Source organism: Bordetella holmesii, from assembly GCF_020735985.1.
GTDB classification, from domain to species: domain Bacteria; phylum Pseudomonadota; class Gammaproteobacteria; order Burkholderiales; family Burkholderiaceae_B; genus Bordetella; species Bordetella holmesii.
Genome location: NZ_CP085973.1, coordinates 3156896 through 3175234 on the forward strand (window position 1 = coordinate 3156896; position 18339 = coordinate 3175234).

Annotated in this window: 17 protein-coding genes and 1 pseudogene; 10 read left to right on the forward strand and 8 right to left on the reverse strand. The window is 64.0% G+C overall.

The window, feature by feature from the left end; genetic code table 11:
* Positions 1–96: 96 nt before the first annotated feature.
* From LK440_RS15135 to LK440_RS15150, 4 genes are all read right to left on the reverse strand, one after another.
* The gene (locus tag LK440_RS15135) at positions 97–744 is read right to left on the reverse strand and encodes a formate dehydrogenase subunit gamma (protein WP_005017935.1); all 648 of its coding nucleotides are present in this window, start codon (positions 742–744) and stop codon (positions 97–99) included.
* Positions 737–1636, reverse strand: a complete 900-nt coding sequence (gene fdxH, locus LK440_RS15140; protein WP_005017933.1) for a formate dehydrogenase subunit beta — start codon at positions 1634–1636, stop codon at positions 737–739. Before fdxH ends, LK440_RS15135 begins: the two co-directional genes overlap by 8 nt.
* Before the next feature lie 10 nt (positions 1637–1646).
* On the reverse strand, positions 1647–4715 hold the full coding sequence (fdnG, locus tag LK440_RS15145; protein WP_145913103.1) for a formate dehydrogenase-N subunit alpha: 3069 nt from the start codon (positions 4713–4715) through the stop codon (positions 1647–1649).
* A gap of 107 nt (positions 4716–4822) precedes the next feature.
* On the reverse strand, positions 4823–5014 hold the full coding sequence (locus LK440_RS15150) for a hypothetical protein (RefSeq protein ID WP_161635720.1): 192 nt from the start codon (positions 5012–5014) through the stop codon (positions 4823–4825).
* Between LK440_RS15150 and LK440_RS15155 the strand changes: the two genes are divergently transcribed.
* Genes LK440_RS15155 through LK440_RS15165 form a run of 3 tightly spaced genes read left to right on the forward strand, consistent with a single transcriptional unit; the run spans position 5013 to position 6945 of the window.
* Positions 5013–5843 carry a DUF1254 domain-containing protein gene (locus tag LK440_RS15155; RefSeq protein WP_161635721.1) on the forward strand — a complete coding sequence of 277 codons (831 nt, stop codon included), beginning with the start codon at positions 5013–5015 and terminating at the stop codon, positions 5841–5843. The two genes, LK440_RS15150 and LK440_RS15155, sit on opposite strands and share 2 nt — an antisense overlap.
* The gene (locus tag LK440_RS15160; protein WP_038543721.1) at positions 5810–6400 is read left to right on the forward strand and encodes a DUF1214 domain-containing protein; all 591 of its coding nucleotides are present in this window, start codon (positions 5810–5812) and stop codon (positions 6398–6400) included. Before LK440_RS15155 ends, LK440_RS15160 begins: the two co-directional genes overlap by 34 nt.
* Positions 6401–6438: 38 nt before the next feature.
* Positions 6439–6945 carry an acyl-CoA thioesterase gene (locus LK440_RS15165; protein WP_005017915.1) on the forward strand — a complete coding sequence of 169 codons (507 nt, stop codon included), beginning with the start codon at positions 6439–6441 and terminating at the stop codon, positions 6943–6945.
* On the opposite strand, the gene LK440_RS15170 is transcribed toward LK440_RS15165, so the two are convergent.
* Genes LK440_RS15170 through LK440_RS15180 form a run of 3 tightly spaced genes read right to left on the reverse strand, consistent with a single transcriptional unit; the run spans position 6908 to position 9692 of the window.
* Positions 6908–7903 carry a sterol desaturase family protein gene (locus LK440_RS15170; protein ID WP_005017913.1) on the reverse strand — a complete coding sequence of 332 codons (996 nt, stop codon included), beginning with the start codon at positions 7901–7903 and terminating at the stop codon, positions 6908–6910. The two genes, LK440_RS15165 and LK440_RS15170, sit on opposite strands and share 38 nt — an antisense overlap.
* Positions 7904–7909: 6 nt before the next feature.
* Entirely contained in the window at positions 7910–8713 is an 804-nt protein-coding gene (locus LK440_RS15175) for a polysaccharide deacetylase family protein (RefSeq protein WP_005017911.1), read from the reverse strand.
* Entirely contained in the window at positions 8697–9692 is a 996-nt protein-coding gene (locus tag LK440_RS15180) for a YVTN family beta-propeller repeat protein (RefSeq protein ID WP_025341305.1), read from the reverse strand. Before LK440_RS15180 ends, LK440_RS15175 begins: the two co-directional genes overlap by 17 nt.
* Before the next feature lie 294 nt (positions 9693–9986).
* On the opposite strand from LK440_RS15180, the gene LK440_RS15185 reads away from it, so the two are divergent.
* The 7 genes and pseudogenes from LK440_RS15185 (at position 9987) to LK440_RS15215 (ending at position 17819) form a co-directional block, all read left to right on the forward strand.
* On the forward strand, positions 9987–10505 hold the full coding sequence (locus LK440_RS15185; protein WP_005017907.1) for a sigma-70 family RNA polymerase sigma factor: 519 nt from the start codon (positions 9987–9989) through the stop codon (positions 10503–10505).
* A complete protein-coding gene (locus LK440_RS15190; protein ID WP_005017904.1) occupies positions 10502–11434 on the forward strand; it encodes a FecR domain-containing protein in 933 nt (310 codons plus the stop codon). The genes LK440_RS15185 and LK440_RS15190 overlap by 4 nt, the downstream gene beginning before the upstream one ends.
* A gap of 96 nt (positions 11435–11530) precedes the next feature.
* A pseudogene (locus LK440_RS15195) lies at positions 11531–14103 on the forward strand (TonB-dependent hemoglobin/transferrin/lactoferrin family receptor).
* Between the two features lie 55 nt (positions 14104–14158).
* Positions 14159–15205, forward strand: a complete 1047-nt coding sequence (locus LK440_RS15200) for a hemin-degrading factor (RefSeq protein WP_005017902.1) — start codon at positions 14159–14161, stop codon at positions 15203–15205.
* A gap of 7 nt (positions 15206–15212) precedes the next feature.
* Positions 15213–16046, forward strand: a complete 834-nt coding sequence (locus LK440_RS15205; RefSeq protein ID WP_005017899.1) for a heme/hemin ABC transporter substrate-binding protein — start codon at positions 15213–15215, stop codon at positions 16044–16046.
* Positions 16030–17034, forward strand: coding sequence for a FecCD family ABC transporter permease (locus LK440_RS15210; RefSeq protein WP_005017895.1), 1005 nt, complete (start codon positions 16030–16032; stop codon positions 17032–17034). Before LK440_RS15205 ends, LK440_RS15210 begins: the two co-directional genes overlap by 17 nt.
* Positions 17034–17819: a heme ABC transporter ATP-binding protein gene (locus LK440_RS15215; RefSeq protein WP_005017894.1), complete on the forward strand. Its 786-nt coding sequence runs from the start codon at positions 17034–17036 to the stop codon at positions 17817–17819. The genes LK440_RS15210 and LK440_RS15215 overlap by 1 nt, the downstream gene beginning before the upstream one ends.
* 6 nt (positions 17820–17825) lie before the next feature.
* On the opposite strand, the gene LK440_RS15220 is transcribed toward LK440_RS15215, so the two are convergent.
* A complete protein-coding gene (locus LK440_RS15220) occupies positions 17826–18293 on the reverse strand; it encodes a MarR family winged helix-turn-helix transcriptional regulator (protein WP_005017892.1) in 468 nt (155 codons plus the stop codon).
* Positions 18294–18339: the final 46 nt, after the last annotated feature.

The window sequence follows — 18339 nt, forward strand, 5'->3', positions numbered from 1 at the left end:
ACTCTCCAGAGAAACAAACACGGCTGCCAATGCGCCAAGTGGCACATCGCAGCCGTGCGACGGACCCGCAGGTCCGATGGGTGCAGCCGACGGGGATTACTCGCCGCCTGGCGACTCCTTGCGAACCGTACGGAACCAGGCGCGATGATGCTTCCAGGCCCAGCCCCAGCTCACGGTGCCCCGCACCATGGCCTGGATCGAGCCCTTGACCCAGATCGCCGCATAGATATGCACAATGATCGCGCAAATCAGCACAAAAGCAAAAGCAGCATGCAGCAACGAGGCAGCCCGCACCGCCCAGATCGGGAAGTACATCGAGAAGTAGGCGCGCCACATCACGATCCCGGTCAGGATCAGACCCAGCATGCACAGGATCAACACATAGAACAACAACTTCTGGCCACCGTTGTACTTGCCGACCTCGGGCAACCTGTCCTCGCGGTTGTTGACCACGTCGCCCAACTGACGCAACCACTGGACGTCATTCTTCGTCATCAAGTTGTTGCGCCACATGTGGCAGGCAAAGACAAAGAAGCAGACAAACATGACGACCCCGATGAAGGGGTGCAGAATCCGCGTCCAGGGTCCTCCGCCCAGCAAGGCATAGAGCCAGGAGAAGGCTGGATGAAAGAGCGCCAGCCCCGAGAGGGCCAGCAGGATGAAGGTCAGGGCGATCAGCCAGTGATTGGTACGCTCACCGGCCGTGTACCGCTGGATCAGCTTGGGATGACGGGGTTCAGCCATGACGCGCCTCCTCTTCTGCCTTGCGTTCATCTTCTTCGTCGGTTTCGTTGGGCCCGACACGGATGTAGTGCATGAAGCCGGCCAACGCCGTCAAGGCCATCGCGGCCACGCCCAACGGCTTGGCGATACCCTTCCAGAGCGACACCATGGGGCTGATCTTGGGATCCTTGGGCAGGCCGTGGTAGAGCTGCGGCTGGTCGGCATGATGCAGCACGTACATGACGTGCGTGCCACCCACCCCCTGCGGATCGTAGAGACCGGCGTTCTCGAAGCCGCGCGACTTCAAATCCTCGATCCGCTCCGCGGCCTGCTGCTTCATGTCCTCTTTGGTGCCGAACTCGATGGCACCGGTAGGACAGGTTTTGACACAGGCAGGCTCTTGTCCGACGGCCACGCGATCCGAACACAAGGTGCACTTATAGGCCTTGTGGTCTTTCTCCGAAATGCGCGGCACGTTGAACGGACAGCCGGTGATGCAGTAGCCGCAGCCAATACAGTTTTCTTCGTGAAAATCCACGATGCCATTGTTGTATTGGACGATGGCGCCCGGCGAGGGACAGGCTTTCAGGCAGCCCGGATCCTCGCAGTGCATGCAGCCGTCCTTGCGGATCAACCACTCCAGATCGCCTTTGTCGTTTTCGTACTCCGAAAAACGCATGACGGTCCAGGAATGCTCGGTGAGGTCGGCCGGGTTGTCATAGACCCCCACATTCACGCCGATCTCGTCGCGCAGATCGTTCCATTCCATGCACGCCACCTGACAGGCTTTGCAGCCTATGCACTTGGAGACGTCGATCAGCTTGGCGACGCTGCCCGTCGAGGGCTCGCGTACGCCAGGCGCAGGAGTGGTGGTGGCCGAGCGCCGTTTGATGTCCAGTGATTGCATCGACATAACTTGACTCCTATGCCTTCTCGACCTTGACCAGGAAGGACTTGAACTCGGGCGTCTGACTATTGCCGTCGCCCACGAAAGGCGTCAGCGTATTGGCCAGAAAGCCGGGTTTTGCGATCCCCACGAAGCCCCAGTGAATGGGAATGCCCACCTGGTGCACGGTGCGGCCTTCGACGGTCAGCGCCTTGATCCGCTTGGTCACCAGCGCCACGGCCGTGATATGGCCGCGTTTGGACGAGACTCTCACTCGTGAACCGTTGGCGATGCCCAGTTCCTTGGCCAGCGCCTCGCCGATCTCGACGAATTGCTCGGGCTGCAGGATGGCATTGAGCCTGACGTTCTTGGTCCAGTAATGGAAATGCTCGGTCAGGCGGTAGGTGGTGGCCACATACGGAAAGTCCTCCACTCGGCCCATGGCTTCGAGGTCCGACTTGAACACGCGCGCGGCCGGATTGCTGATGGCCAACGGCTGCTTGGGATGCAGCGGGTTGTAACCCAGCGGATTCTCGAAGGGCTCGTAGTGCTCGGGGAAGGGGCCTTCGGCCATGCCGCCGCGGGCGAAAAAGCGAGCCACACCCTCGGGGTTCATGATGAAAGGACCCATGCCACCGGCAGGATTCTCGTCGCCCTTGAAGTCCGGAATATCGGCACCCGTCCAGGCCTTGCCGTTCCAGGAGATCAGGCTGCGGCGCGGATTGAAGGGCTTGCCTTCGACGTCGCAGGACGCACGGTTATAGAGCACCCGGCGATTGGCCGGCCACGCCCAGGCCCAGTTCAGGGTCTGCCCGATGCCGGTGGGATCGCTATTGTCGCGGCGAGCCATGAGGTTGCCGGCCTCGGTCCAGGCACCCGCGAAAATCCAGCAGCCGCTGGCGGTCGTACCGTCGTCGCGCAATTCGGCAAACCCGGCCAACTGCTCGCCGCCCTTGCGCGTCACGCGGGTGGGATCCTTGGGGTCGGTCAGGTCAACGAGCGCACGGCCGTTGTACTCCTTGGCCAACTCCACCGCAGTGGGGCTTTCCGGATTGGAATACGGCCAGGACAGGTTGACGATGGGATCGGGATAAACGCCGCCATCCTTGCGATACATCTCGCGCATGCGGGTATAGAGATCGGACATGATCTCGATATCGCTGCGCGCCTCGCCCGGAGGCTCGGCCCCCTTCCAATGCCACTGCAACCAGCGGCCGGAATTGACCAATGCGCCTTCTTCCTCGGCAAAACAGGTGGTGGGCAACCGGAAGACTTCAGTCTGGATCTTGCTCGAATCGACGTCGTTGTGCTCGCCCACGTTGCGCCAGAATTCCGACGTTTCGGTGGCCAGCGGATCCATGATGACCAGGAACTTGAGCTTGGAGAAGCCCGCGGTCATCTTGGCTTTATTGGGCGCGGCGGCAAGCGGATTGAAGCCCTGGCAGATATAGCCATTGACCTTGCCCTGATTCATCAGCTCGTACGTCTGCAGCATGTCGTAGAGCTTGTCCAGCTTGGGCAGATAGTCGTAGCCCCAGTTGTTTTCCGCCGTGGCGGCTGCGCCCCACCAGGCCTTCATGAGGCTGACGTGGAACTTCTTGTAATTCTGCCAATAGCTCAACTGGTTGGGGCGCAGCGGCTTTTGCGCACGTACGTCGATGTACTTGCCGAAATCCTGCTCGCCCTCATTGGGCAGCGTCATGTAGCCCGGCAGCAGATTGGATATCAACCCCAGATCGGTCAGCCCCTGGATGTTGGAGTGGCCGCGCAGCGCATTCATGCCACCGCCAGCCACGCCGATATTGCCCAGCAGCAGTTGCAGCATGGCGCCGGTGCGAATGATCTGCGAGCCGATGGAGTGTTGCGTCCAGCCCAGTGCATACAGGATGGTGGCTGCCCGATCGGTCGTGGCCGTCGACGCGAGTGTCTCGCAGACGTGATGGAACTTGTCCACCGGCGTGCCACAGACGCGCTCGACCATCTCGGGCGTATAGCGCGCATAGTGCTGCTTGAGCAACTGGTAGACCGAGCGCGGGTGCTGCAGTGTCGGGTCGGTCTTGACGAAGCCGTCCTCACCGCGCTCGTAATCCCACGAGGCTTTGTCATAACTGCGCTTCTCGGGGTTGTAGCCCGAGTAGATGCCATCTTCGAACGCGAAGTCCTCGCGAACGATGAACGAGAAGTCGGTGTAGTTGCGTACGTACTCGTGCTGGACCTTGTCGTTTTCGAGCAGGTAATGGATCACCCCACCCAGAAAGACGATATCCGTTCCGGTACGTATGGGCGCGTAGAAATCCGCCACGGACGCCGAGCGCGTAAAGCGCGGGTCCACGACCAGCAATTTGGCTTTGTTATGGGCTTTGGCTTCCGTGACCCATTTGAACCCGCAAGGGTGGGCCTCGGCGGCATTGCCACCCATGATCAGCACTACATCCGCATTCTTGATGTCGACCCAATGGTTCGTCATCGCTCCACGGCCAAACGTCGGGGCAAGACCTGCCACCGTCGGACCATGTCAGACACGAGCTTGGTTGTCGAATGCAAGCATTCCCATGCTGCGCACAACTTTGTGCGTGATGTAGCCGACCTCGTTGCTGCTGGCCGACGCCGCAAGCATGCCGGTGGTCAGCCAGCGATTGACGGTCTTGCCGTCAGCCGTCTTCTGCACGAAGTTGGCGTCGCGGTCGTCCTTCATGAGCTTGGCGATGCGCGTCATCGCCTCGTCCCAGGACACACGCTGCCATTTATCCGAGCCCGGCGCGCGGTACTCCGGATAGGTAAGGCGATTGGGGCTGTGAATGAAATCGATCAGGCCAGCCCCCTTGGGACAGAGGGTCCCGCGGTTGACCGGATGATCGGCATCGCCTTCGATGTGAACGATACTGGCCTTGGCGTTCTTGGCGCCGTGGCCAAGCCCGTACATCAAGATGCCACAGGCGACCGAACAGTAGGGACAGGTGTTGCGCGTTTCTTTCATGCGCGCAAGCTTGTACTGGCGCACTTCGGCCATGGCGTTGCCGGGCGCGACGCCCAACATTGCCAGGCTCGAACCGGCCAGCGTCGACCCTGTCACCTTGAAGAACTGGCGGCGATTCATGTTGAGCATGAAGCACTCCCTTCTGGGTGGAGGAAACTGACGCCCGCTTCTGCCTCTTGTAAAGACACGACAGACGTCGGTGATACAGGCAGTATAGGATGCTTGCAACGCCTATATCAATTGCGCACCGCACAAACAACGATATAGATCAAGAAGGCGGTGTATTCGGCGATTTTAGCGCTGCGCGGCACTGATACGATGCCGGCCATGCCTCCCTCTTTTTCGATGCGAATGGGAAGAAAATTCATTATTGATTCTGCCGCTCGGATGCGCGGGCTGTGCGCGGCGGCTCTGACGCTGGCCGTCATGCTTGCGCCCGCGCCAGGCCAGGCTCACGCCGCGCCCGCATCCGCGCTCTCGCCCGCCGCCGCCGAGATGCAGCGCCTGGCGCTGGACGCCTACGTGTATCTCTATCCTCTGGTGTCGATGGACTTGATGCGACGCCAGGCCATCTCGCCCAAGACAGCCCAGCTGCCCGGGCACGCGGCGGCCAACCGCTTCTGGATGCAGCGCGGCCAGGCCGCGGGCTCGGCCTGGCCCCATGCCGACATGCTGCGCCTGAGCGCCTGGCTGGACTTGAGTGCCGGCCCAGTGGTGATTTCTGTGCCGCCCACTCAAGGCAGGCTCTATACCCTGACGCTGCATGACCTCTGGAGCGATGCCTTCGCCACGGTGGGCAAGCGCAGCACCGGCACGGGGCGCGGCAATTACGCGGTGGTGCCACCCGGCTGGATGACACCATTGCCGGCGGGCATGCAACGCATCGGCGCGCCGACCCCGCAGGTCTGGCTACGAGGTCTGTTGCAGGCAGGCGAGGCCGGCGAGACGCAGCAATTGCAGGACGCCTTCATTCTGACGCCGCTGCAGGACTGGAATCGAGGCGCGCAATCCATGCAGTTGACTTCCGATCCAAAGCTGGATGCGACCACACCGGTCGCTCAGTTGCTGGCTACGATGCCGGCCGACGCGTTTTTCAGCTATGCCGCGGAACTGCTGCGCAAAACACCGCCCCACGCCATCGATCAACCCATGCTGGCACGCTTGCGCCGTGTCGGTGTCATCCCCGGTCAGCAGTTTGATTTCGCGCGCGCCAGGACAATGGCGTGCAGCAAGCCCTGCGCCATGCCGCTAGCGTAGGGCCGGCATACATCGCAGCCCTGGCGCCGCAACCGGCCGCGCACGGATGGGTGGCCGAACGGCAGGCGATAGGTGCCTACGGCAGCGCCTACCTCAAGCGGGCAAACATGGCTTGGCGCCAACCCGGCGTGGAACTGGCCGAGGATGTGCTGGTGCTGCGCTTGGCAAGCGATGCCGATGGGCTGCCCATCGATGCCGGCAAGCGCTATGTCCTGCGCTTCGAACCCGACGAGCTGCCGCCGGGAGACGGGTTCTGGAGGCTGGCCGCCTTCGATGCTCGGGGCCAGCCGCTCGCCGATGCGCCCCGGCGCCAGAGCGTGGGCGACCGGGATCCGTTGCGCTTTAATCCCGACGGATCGCTGGAGCTTTATCTGCAGGAGGCGCCCCCACCCGAGGCCGACCGCGACAATTGGCTGCCCCTGTCCGGACCAGACGTCAACATCTTGCTGAGGGTATACCTGCCCGCGGCGGCGGCACTGGATGGCCGCTGGAATCCGCCGGCGCTGCGCGCCGCGCAGCCGATAAGCACGCCGGACGGCACCGCCACGCAGCAATAGCCGGGTACGATAGCCGCTTTCCCACTTGCAAGATCATCATGGAAGACGCTTTCAGCCACCAGCTTTCGATGACCATCCTGATGACGCCGGACATGGCGAATTTCTCAGGCAATGTGCACGGCGGCACCATTCTCAAATATCTGGATCAGGTGGCCTACGCCTGTGCGAGCCGGTACGCCGGCCACTACGTCGTCACGCTCTCGGTCGATCAGGTGGTGTTTCGCGAGCCCATCCATGTGGGCGAGCTGGTCACGTTCCTGGCCGCGGTCAATTACACCGGGCGCACCTCCATGGAGGTGGGCATCAAAGTCGTGACCGAGGACATCCGGCGCAAGCTGGTGCGCCACACCAACAGCTGTTATTTCACCATGGTGGCCGTCGACGAACAGGGCCAGCCCACCGCCGTACCGGCGCTGGAGCTACGCACGCTCGAGGAACGGCAACGATTCGAAGCCGCCAAACAGCGCCGCGCCCTGCGTCAGGAAATGGAAAACCGCCACGGCGCCATCAAGAAGCAGGCGCACGATCCGAGCGCCGCGACCTAGACCGCGCACATAGCCGTTTCATGCCCAGCCATTGCTGGGCCCAGAAACCTCGTCCGTAGTCCCGGCTGCCGCCTTGCGGCAACTGGTCATGTATGCCGGTTGGCCCATAGTCGCCATCGAAGCGTGCGGTGCGAAACAGCATGTCCCAGACCGGGAACAGGGCGGCAAAGTTGTAGCCGCCCGCCGGCCCCGGCGCCGGCGCCGAAGCGTCATACGCGATCGAATGATGCTGACGATGAAAGCGCGGCCCGACGATCAGGCGCGCACCCAGCCACCCAAAGCTGGCGCGCAGATTGGCATGCGACAGGCTTTCGGTGAGCTGCGTGATGGCGACTACCGCCACGAACTGCGCCGGTGGCACGCCGATCAACTGCGAAACCAGCACGATGACTACATCGCGCAACATGTCATCGAGAAGATGGTTGCGGTTGTCGCTCCAGAGTGTCATCTGCTGCTGGCTGTGATGCAACGCGTGCAGCGCCCAGAGCCAGGCGAAACGATGCTGCGCGCGATGGTAGAAGTAATCCACCAGGTCGAAGATCAACAGGTAAAGCAGCAGGCTGGTCCAGGGCCCGTCGGTGACCCCGGGCCATATCTGATCAAGCTGGAAGGTTGCCAGGCCCCAGGTATGCAGCGTACCGAAAACGCCATCCCAGAGCGGCTCGATCGTGAAGAACAACAGAATCCGGAACAGCCCCAGACGATGCACCAGGGTGTACAGCACGTCCACGAAAACCTGCTGGCGATCACGTACCGCCTCGACGGGCCTCCAACGCTCCAGCGCCCCGAACACCGTCACCATGATGACGATCTGAATCAGGCCGACCAACAGCCACATCGTGCCGTCATAGGCGTCTTCGATGATGCTGGCCAGGCCAAGATGAAAGAGCAGCGGCTGCACAACGGCTTCGAACAGCCATTCCTGGCATTGTGAAAACAGCTGGCTGAGTGTTTCCATGGGGGATCAATGATGCGTGGCAAGCCACGAGACATACGCCGGATGCGTATCGAGCGTGGCAAAACAAAAGCCCTTGGCCTTCAAGCCGGTGATCAAGGGCTCGAGCACTGCCGGCGCCCACGGATCCTTGCGCGACCAGATGCCCAGGTGCGCAAGCAGAATATCCCCTGGCCGGATGCGTCGCAAGGCTTGCTCGAGCAACGCGGTGTTGGGGTACTTGTCGCTGGGCAGCTCGTCTCCCAGGAATCCGGCATCGGCCCAGCCAACGTGGGCGAAACCGCATTGGCGAGCGGCCGCCAGCAGGGCGGGCGATGCTTTGCCGCCCGGCGCGCGGTATAGCGGCAACAGGGTCTTGCCCGTCATCTCAGTGAACCGTTTCGCAGACCGTTTGATCTCGTCGCAGTACTGCGCCGCGGTCCAGGTCGCGGTCTTGCCATTGTCGGGTCCGGCGCTGGGACGCACACGGAACCTGCCGTCCGGCAGATCGCCACGCCAATAGACATGATCGTAGGTATGAGACCCGAACACATGCCCCTGGGCCGCCATCGTCTTCCACCAGGGCGCCCATTGGGCATCCAGGCTGCTGCCGTCGGTGAGCGTGCGCTCATTGGCCAAAAAGAAAGTGGCGCGCACGCCCTGGCGCTTGAGCACCTCGGCAATATGCCTGGCCACCCCCATGTGTCCGGTATCGAAAGTCAGATAAACCGGCTTCTCACAGACGGCCGCCGCAGGCGCGGCCAGGGTTTGCGAGAACGCGGCGGCCAGCAGGCCGGCCGCCAGACTCCGGTGTCTGTCAGCGCGCCGGCGCATGATTCAGCGTCCATACCCCGTGCGGGGACTTGCCCACGCGGACCTGTTTGCTGACGGTTTTCTTCTCGAGATCGATGATCGTCAGCTTGCCCGCCCAGCGCGACGTGACAAACAGCAGTTTGCCGTCCTTGGACACATCCATGCAATCCGGGCCGCCGGGCGCAGCGAAGGTATCCGTCACCTCCAGCGCACGCGTGTCGATGCGGCTGATCGTGTTGGCGCTGCGGTTGCTCACGAACAGATGGCGGCCATCTCCCTGGGCACGGAAGGCATGCGCGCCAGCGCCGGCCTTGATGCGCTTGATGAGTTTGGCCGGTCTGGCCGTCAGGTCGTACGCCTCGACATAATTGTCGCCGGTCAGCGCCACCAACAGTGTCTTGTCATCGGCGGTGATGAAGACATCGGCCGGCGTCTTGCCCACCGGTATCGTCCACAGCGGCTTCTGCGTGGCCAGGTCTATCGCCATTACCTGATCGCTGTCTTGCAGTGACACATAAGTGACCTTGCTCTTGCTGTCGATGGCGATATGACTCGGCGTCTTGCCTGCCGACACGCGCTTGACCAGTTTGAGGTCGAATCCCTTGCCCTGACCTAGCGGCTTGTACTCATAGATGTCGATGTGGTCCAGACGGTTGGCTGCCGTGACGAACCACTTCATGTCGGGCGAAAAGCGCAACTGATAGGGATCGACAATGCCGGTGAGCGTGCGCTGGATTTCGCCAGTGCGCGGATCCATCAACGTGATGGTATCGCTCAGGGCGTTGGCCACCATGAGCGATTTCTCGTCGGGAGTCAGATAGAGGTGATGCGGCTCCTTGCCAGTCGGCACACGCCGCAACTCGGTATAGGTGGCAGGGTCAATGATGCTGACGTTGGCGTTCAGCGAGTTGAGCACGAAGATCGGGGCCGCGGCCGCGGACAGGCTCAACAGCATCCCCGCGCTCGCCAGAGCGCAGCGGATCAAATGCAGGGGCTTCAAGGTGGGGTAATACCTAAAAAGGTCAGCGGCAACAGGGCCGGTGTGGCGCCATTTTCGCATAGCCGCCTGGGGAAAAGAACAACGTCCGACGCGGCGGAAGCTTTACGCGTCGTCTGTTGCGACTTGGCAACAGCGGCTGAAACAGCCCCCGGCCAAGAGCCGGTTTTCCCTCTCAGGCATCCGCCGCAGAAGCCCCGCACCACTTGGGACGAGGACGGATGCCCGGCAGGGAGGGACAAATTCCGATTGCAGTTTCGCCATCATTTAATAGAATGAGAGTTATTTTCATTTACAATGGGCGCTTACGTGTTTTCCGCCTCCCAAGACGACGTCCATCGTCTCTACGCCGAGCACCACGGCTGGCTCAATGGCTGGTTGCGCAAGAAACTCGGCAATAGTTTCGATGCTGCCGACCTCGCTCAGGACACTTTCCTGCGCGTGCTGCGCCATCGCCGCGAGCTGTCCGCCGTGCGCGAACCCCGGGCATATCTGGTCACGATCGCCGGGCGCCTGCTGCTGAACCACTACCGGCGCCGCTCGCTGGAGCGCGCCTATGAAGAGGCGCTGGCGGTGCTGCCGCTCGAATGCGCCCCCTCGCCTGAGCAGCGCCTGCTCGTCCTCGAAACCCTGGATCAGATCGACGCCCTGCTCGCCGCCCTGCCGGCCAAAACGCGTACGGCCTTCCTGCTGGCTCAGATCGAGCACCTGTCCCATGCCCAGATCGCCGAGCAACTGCAGATTTCGGTGCGCACCGTGCAGCGCCATATCCTGCGCGCCTACGAGCAGTGCATTCTGGCGCTGAACGACGCATGAATCCCGAAGGCACGATAGACCGCCGCGTCGCCCGCGAAGCCGCCCGCTGGCTCATGCAACTGGCCTCGGGGCAGGCCAGTGTCGAAGACATGGCCGCCTGCGAACGCTGGCGCGCGCGCAATGCGCTGCACGAACAGGCCTGGCAACGCGCCCAGCGCGTCAGTGATCTGCTGGGCGGCCTGCCGCCCGAACTGGCCCGCGCTACCCTGGGCCGGCCGGCCTTCAAGGCCCGCCGCGCCGCCCTCAAATCCCTGGCCGGCCTCATCCTGGCCACGCCGGCGGCCTGGGCCGCCTGGCGCGGCGGCGAGCAGGCCGGCCTGTTCGCCGAATACCGCAGCGCGCCCGGCGAGCGGCGCGACATCACGCTGCCCGACGGCGCCCAGATCACGCTCAACAGCGCCACGGCCCTGGATCTCACCCCCGATGGCCTGCGCCTGCGCGTGGGCGAAATCTATGTCCGTGCCGGCGCCCGCGCCTGCGTGGCCCAGACGCCGCAAGGCCAGGTCATGGCGCAGCAGGCGCGTTTTGCCCTGCGCCTGCAGGACGATGGCTGCCGCGTGGAAGTCTACGAAGGCCATGTGCGCGTCCAGCCCGCGTTCGGCTCACCCGCCACCATGCCCGCTCCGCGCACCGCCTGGTTCGACAGCACGGCTCTGCACGCGCTGCCCACGGTCCCCGACAGCCAGCCTGCCTGGCTGCGCGGCGTGCTCCAGGCGCGCGACATGTCGCTGGCCGAGTTCGCGGCCGAAATCGCCCGGCACCGCCGCGGCATCGTGCGTTGCGATCCCGCCGTGGCGCAACTGCGCGTCTCGGGCACCTTCCAACTCGACAACACGGCCGGCGTGCTGCGCGCCTTGCCCGCTTTGCTGCCGGTCACCGTCCACACCCGTACCCCTTACTGGGTCACGATCGGGCCCCTGGAAACCTGAATGATTCCTGTTACAAAAAAGCGGGGCATAAGCTGTCCGGTTTGAACTGCTCAACGGTCATGGGAAGCAACGGCTACCTCTGATCGGAACGACCTCATGGCACCTGTAACTCCTCCCGCAGCTTCTTTCTCCTCCGTCCGCTCGCTCAGACTGGCGCGCGCCACGGCCCTGACAGCTCTGGCCCTGGCGCTGGGCTTGTCCGTGCCCGCGCTGGCCCAGCAGACGGTCCCGCGCAGCTATCAGATCGAGGCCGCGCCGCTGGCTGACGCGCTGGCCCGCTATGCCGATCAGGCCGGCCTGACGCTGCTGTACGAGCCCTCGGCCGTGGCGGGGCTCAAGAGCCCCGGCCTGCACGGCAACTACACCCCCGAGCAGGCGCTGGCCCGACTGCTGGCCGGCACCCCGCTGGTGGCCACCCGGCAGGGCAATGGCACTTACGTCGTCCGCCCGGCCGGCAACGTGCCCCAATTGCCCCCGTCTCCGTCGAAGGCGAGAGCACGCGCGCCGATCCCGCCTGGAACACGGTCACCACGCGGCCCGAACTGGACGCCGCCATGGCCTACAGCTGGAGCGACGTCAGCAAACGGCTGGACCCGGGCGTGACGTTCAACCGCCAGAACAACAGCATCAACATCCGCGGGCTGGACCAGGACCGCGTGCTGACCCGCATCGACGGCATCCGCCTGCCTTTCCTGGACGACGGCGCGCGCGGCGTCAAAGGCGGACTGGAGGCGGTGGACTTCAACACCCTGTCGCGGCTGGATATCGTGCGCGGCGCCGATTCGACCAAAGCCGGCTCGGGCGCCCTGGGCGGCATGGCCGACCTGCACACCCTGGATCCCTCCGATCTGCTGCGGGACGACCGCAACTTCGGCGCACTGGCCAAAATCGACTATGACTCGGCCGATACCAGCCGCGGCGCCAATGCCGCGCTGGCCGGACGCCTGCAGGAAAACACCTCGTGGCTGATTCAGGCTGGCGCGCGCGCCGGCCACGCGCTGGACAACCGCGGCGATGTCGGCGGCTACGGCCCCAAACGCGACGAACCCACGCCCGAGAACTACACCCAGCAGAACTTCCTGGCCAAGCTGCAGCAAAAAATCGACGGAGGCCATCGCTTCGGCCTGACCGGCGAGTACTTCAAGCGCAAAGGCACGCTGGACAATATGTACGAACAGGGGCCCGGCACCAGCTACCTGATCGGAGGCAACTCCACCGTCAAGACCACCAAGCGCGAGCGCGTCTCCCTCGACTATCAATACACCGCGCCAACGGCTGGCGGCCTGATCGACAGCGCCACGGCGGACATCTATTGGCAACGGGTCACGCTGGACAACGCGCTCGACGGCCAGCGCAGCGTCGACAGCCGCGCCTCCATCATCCCGCGCGATCCCTACCTCTATGGCTACCCGTCGGGCGCATACGGCCGCAGCAATTCCATCCGCGAAGCGCTGTTCGGAGTCAGCGGCGAAGCCAGCCACCGTTTCGAGGGCACGGTCGCCCAACGCGTGACACTCGGTGGCGAGTGGATGGGCAACCGCACGCAGCAGTATTCCGACGGCTACGACAACTGCCCGGCCATTCCGAGCGGCATGCGCGCGCCCTTCGGCCCGCGCCTTTGCGATCTGCTGCACACCAATCAGGCCGACATGCCGCACGTCAAGGGCAGCCAGTTCGCCTTCTGGGCGCAAGATGAGTTCAGCTTCGCCGATGGCCGCTACACGCTGACGCCTTCGCTGCGCTACGACCACTACGAGCAAAAGCCCCAGTCCAGCGATGGCTACGACAGCAACGCCAACTCGCAAGGCACGCTGCCGCCGTCGTCCTCGGGCGGACGCTTCTCGCCCAAGCTGCTTGGCACCTGGAAAGCCCAGGAGCAGGTCACTTTCTATGCGCAGTACGGCTTTGGCTACCGTGCGCCCAACGCCAGCGAGCTCTACACCAACTATGGCGGGGCCGGCACCTATCTGCGGGTGGGCAACCCCTATCTCAAACCCGAAACCAGCAAGGGCTGGGAGCTGGGCACCAAACTGGGCGACGAGGCCCTGGGCGGCGCGCTGTCCTTCTTCGACAACCGCTACCAGAACTTCATCGACAAGAACGTGCCCATCGACGCCAGCTCGCTGCAATGGCAGCCGGGCTGGGCCGGTCAGTATCCGCTGGGCGTGACCGGTATCGTCAATCGTGACCGCGTGCGCATCTACGGCGCCGAAGCCTCGGCCCACTGGAAGTTCGCCCCCAACTGGCGCACCTGGGGCTCGCTGGCATGGGCCGTGGGCAAGGACCAGGGCACGGGACAATACCTGAACTCCATCCCGGCGCTCAAGGCCGTGCTGGGCCTGGGCTATGCCCGCGATCAGTGGGGGGTGGACGCCACGCTCACCGCCGCGCGCAAGCACAACAAGGTCGAGTATCCGGATGCCTCCAGCGCCACGCCTTATCCAGACTTTCAGGCGCCCGGCTATGGCGTTGTGGATCTGATGGCCTACTGGCGCCCGGCCACTGTCAAGGGCATGCAGGTACAGTTGGGCGTATTCAACCTGTTCGATAAAAAATACTGGGAAGCGATCAATGTACCGACGGCCGGCGCCACAGCCATCGCGCGCCCGGTAGACTGGTACACCGAACCCGGACGCAGCGTCCGCCTGTCCCTGACCTATCAATACTGACCCCCCCTTGCGCGGGCGGGGCCAGGCTCCGCCCGCCGGATCTAGGAGAAAACGCATGAACCATGTTTCTTTTGACCAGCGCGCCCATGATCTGCGTGCGCGCCACGACGCTTACGCGGCCAGCCAACCGGCGCAACGTGCCCGCAACGCTGCCCAGGCGCTGGGCGTGAGCGAAGCAGAATGGGTTGCCGCCGGCTGTGGCGGGGCCCGCGTGACCGCCCTGAACGGCGAGGCCCAAGCTATTTTCCGCGAACTGGGCACCCTCGGCGAAGTGATGGCCCTCACGCGCAACGAGTGGTGCGTGCACGAGCGCCACGGCCGCTACGAAGACATCCAGGCGCAAGGCGCGGTGGGGCTGGTGCTCGGCCCGGACATCGATCTGCGCGTCTTCTTCAATTGCTGGCGTTCGGCCTGGGCCGTCGAGCAGGATGGGCGCCACAGCTTGCAATTCTTCGACGCCGAAGGCGTGGCCGTTCATAAAGTCTATCGCACTGAAAGCACCGACCTGGCCGCTTGGCAGGCTCTGGTCGACACGTTCGCCGCAGCGCCTGTCTGGCCCGTCCCGCAACCGATTGCCGCCACCGCCGCAGAAGACCGCGTGGCCGACCCGCAGGCACTGCGCCAGGCCTGGCTGGCCATGAAGGACACGCATGAGTTTTTCCCGCTCTTGCGCAAGTTCAACGTTGTGCGCCAGGCCGCGCTGCTCGCTGCCGGCACCGATCTGGCCCAGCAGGTGCCGGCCGATGCCGCCGAACGCATGCTCACACAGGCGGCCGCCAGTGGACTGTCCATCATGTGCTTTGTCGGCAACCGCGGCATGATCCAGATCCACACCGGCGCGGTGCATAATCTGCGACGCACCGGCCCCTGGTTCAATGTGCTCGACCCGCGCTTTAATCTGCACTTGAATACCGACGCCATTGCGCAGGCCTGGGTGGTCAACAAGCCGACTTCCGATGGCTGGGTGACGTCGCTGGAAATCTATGCGTCCAACGGCGATCTGATCGTGCAGTTTTTTGGCGAACGCAAACCCGGAAAGCCTGAGCTGCCCGCCTGGCGAGAACTTATGACAGGCCTTTGCGCTGAGCCGCTGGCCGCTTGAGCTGTATATGAAAAGACTGTTCGGCGCCGTACTCGGAGCTTGCCTGAGTCTGTCGGCACAGGCGGCTGACCGCGTCGTCACTCTGGGCGGAAGCGTGACGGAAATCGTCTACGCGCTGGGCAAGGGAGACAGGCTGGTCGGCGATGACCTCTCCAGCCTCTACCCCGAGGCTGCCACCCGGCTGCCGCGCGTGGGCTACTACCGCAGCGTGCCGATCGAGGGGGTGCTGGCGCTCAAGCCAGATCTGGTGCTGGCTTCCGAGCAGTCCGGACCACCCGAGGCACTCAAGCGCCTGAGCGAAGTTGGCGTCAAGGTCGTCCATGTCTCCGACGAGCCGTCGGTACAGTCGCTCGAAAAGCGCATCGACCAGGTTGCCCAGGCGCTGCATGCTGGCCCCGAGGGCGAAAGACTGCTCGCCCAGGTACGCCAGAACCTCGCCGCGGCGCAGGCGCTGCCTGCCTCCGGCAAACGCGTGGTACTGCTGCTCAATCGCACCGGCACCCCTCAGGCTGCCGGCGGTGGCACGGCGGCCGATATGGTGTTGCGCATGGCAGGCCTGGAAAATGTCATGGCCACCCAGCAAGGCTACAAACCCCTGTCGGCCGAAGGCATCGGCGCTCTGGCCCCGCAAGTCATCATCGTGACCGAAGCCTCTGCCGCGGCGTCGGGAGGCTTGTCCAAGCTGGCGCAGCAGCCCGGCCTGTCCGGCACGCCGGCCGCCCGCAATCAATGCATCATCGCCATGGACGATCTGCTTGCCTTGAGCACCGGCCCGCGGCTGGGCCAAGCCATCAGCTTCCTCAAACAGCAACCTTGCATCCAGCATGGCACAGGCCACTGAGGCGGCCCGAGCGCGCTGGATATTCGCTGGCCTCGCTAGCGCATTGGTCGTGGTGGCACTATTGGCCACGGCCAGCGGCGCGGTCTCGATTCCCCTGTCGGCGCTGCCGCGACTGCTTACCGGTCGAGGCGGGGCCGACGATGCCCTGTGGCAGAACATTATCTGGGATATCCGGCTGCCCCGCGTGGCGTTTGCCCTGGTGGCCGGAGCCGCACTGGCCATCTGTGGTGCGACCATGCAGGCCTTGTTTCGCAACCCCCTGGCCGAGCCTGGCCTGGTGGGCATTTCGCTCGGCGGTGCCCTGGGTGCCGTGGCCGCCATCGTGCTGGGCGCGGGCGGTTTTTTCCTGACCGCTTCGGCCGCCTTCGCAGGCAGCCTGGCGGCAACGGCCTGTGCGTATGTGCTGGGCCAGCGCGTTCAGGGCGTCTCTGGCCTGCTGTTAGCTGGCATTGCCATCAACGCCATCTGCGGCGCCGTCCTCGGGCTGCTCACGTTCATTGCCAGCGATGCGCAATTGCGCGACCTCACCTTCTGGAACATGGGCAGCCTGGCCGGCGCACGATGGTCCATCCTGGCGTTCCTGGCACCCTGGACCTTGTTCTGGTGCGTCTGGCTCATGCGGCAATGGCGGGCCTTGAACGCGCTGCTGCTTGGCGAGCGGGAAGCCCAGCATCTGGGTTTCGCTTTGTCACGGCTGCGCCGCAAGCTCATCCTCGTGACCGCGCTGGTCGTCGGCCCCCTGGTTGCCGCGACCGGCGGCATTGGTTTTGTCGGATTGGTTGTGCCGCATCTGGTGCGCATGGGTTTGGGGGCCAACCATCGGCTGCTGCTGCCTGCCTGCATACTGGCTGGCGCCGTGGCGCTGGCTCTGGCCGATTGGTTGGCTCGTATCGTGGTCGTCCCCGCCGAGCTACCCATCGGCCTGGTGACCGCGTTGGTTGGTGGCCCGTTCTTCCTTTGGCTGTTGGCGCGAGGACGGCGCTTCTGATGACACTACACGCCCATCAAGTCACTCTGGAGCGCGGCGGCGAGCGTGTCCTGACCGACGTCTGCCTGACGTTGATGCCCGGCCAGATGCTCGGTTTGCTCGGCGCCAACGGCGCGGGCAAATCTACCCTGCTGGCCTGCCTGTCCGGCGAACTGACGCCCATCGCCGGCAGCGTCGATCTCAACGGGCGGCCTTTAGCGCAGATCAGGGCCGGCCAACAGGCCCGCCAGCGTGCGGTACTACCGCAGAAACCCTCCTTGTCTTTCGATCTCGGCGTACACGAAGTGGTGGCCATGGGCGCCTACCCCTTTATTGAACTGAGCACGCAGCAGGTCAACGAGCTGTGCGACAGCTGCCTGCAGCAGGCTGGCGTGAGCCATCTGGCACAGCGTCGCTATCTGGAACTGTCCGGCGGCGAACAGCAGCGGGTGCAGTTTGCCCGCGTCCTCACGCAATGCCAGGCCGCACCGGACGGCACACCGCGCTATCTGATGCTCGATGAACCCATCTCCAACCTCGACCCGCGGCATCAGATCGATCTGCTGCGCACCGCCCGCAATCTGGCGCGGGAGCAGGGCGTGGGCGTGCTGGTCATCGTGCACGATGTCAACCTGGCGGCGCAATGGTGCGACCGCATCATGCTATTGACTGACGGCACCCGGGTGGCCGAGGGAAGTCCCGCCGAGGTGCTGACCCCGGCCAATCTGTACGATGTCTATGGTGTCCAGGCCGACGTGCTCCCGCACCCGAAGCAGCCGGGCGCGTTGCTGGTGCTGATGCACTGACCCCGCTCAGGCGTCTTCAGGACGCAAGTGCGAAATGATCTTGTCCAGCATGCGGCTGAACTCTGACTGCTCGCGAGCAGTCAGGCAGCCAAAGATTTCTTCGTTGCGCGCGGCGATCAGCTCGATGAGCTGGCGGTAGCGCCGCTGCCCCTTCGCCGTGGGGCTCAGCACCACGCCGCGCCCATCGCTGCTGCTGACCGACTTGCGAACAAGACCGGCGTCGCTCAGCGCCTGTGCGCATCGGCTGGCCTGACCCTTGTTGAGGTTGGCGGCCCGCGCCAGATCATTGACAGACAGCGGTGCAAAGCGGCCTATGGCCGCCAGGCACCGTCCCTCGCCGATGGGCAACTGATAGTGATCCGCATAGGCCTGGGCACTGTCCCGATCGCTGATCTTGTTGATGACGTGCAGGCGATAGGTCAGAAAGCGATCCAACGCGGGCAGATCATCGTGGTCGACGTCATCGTGGGTCATGGCGTACCTCTATGGGAAGCTGCGAGTGTGCCACAAGCCGGCCAGG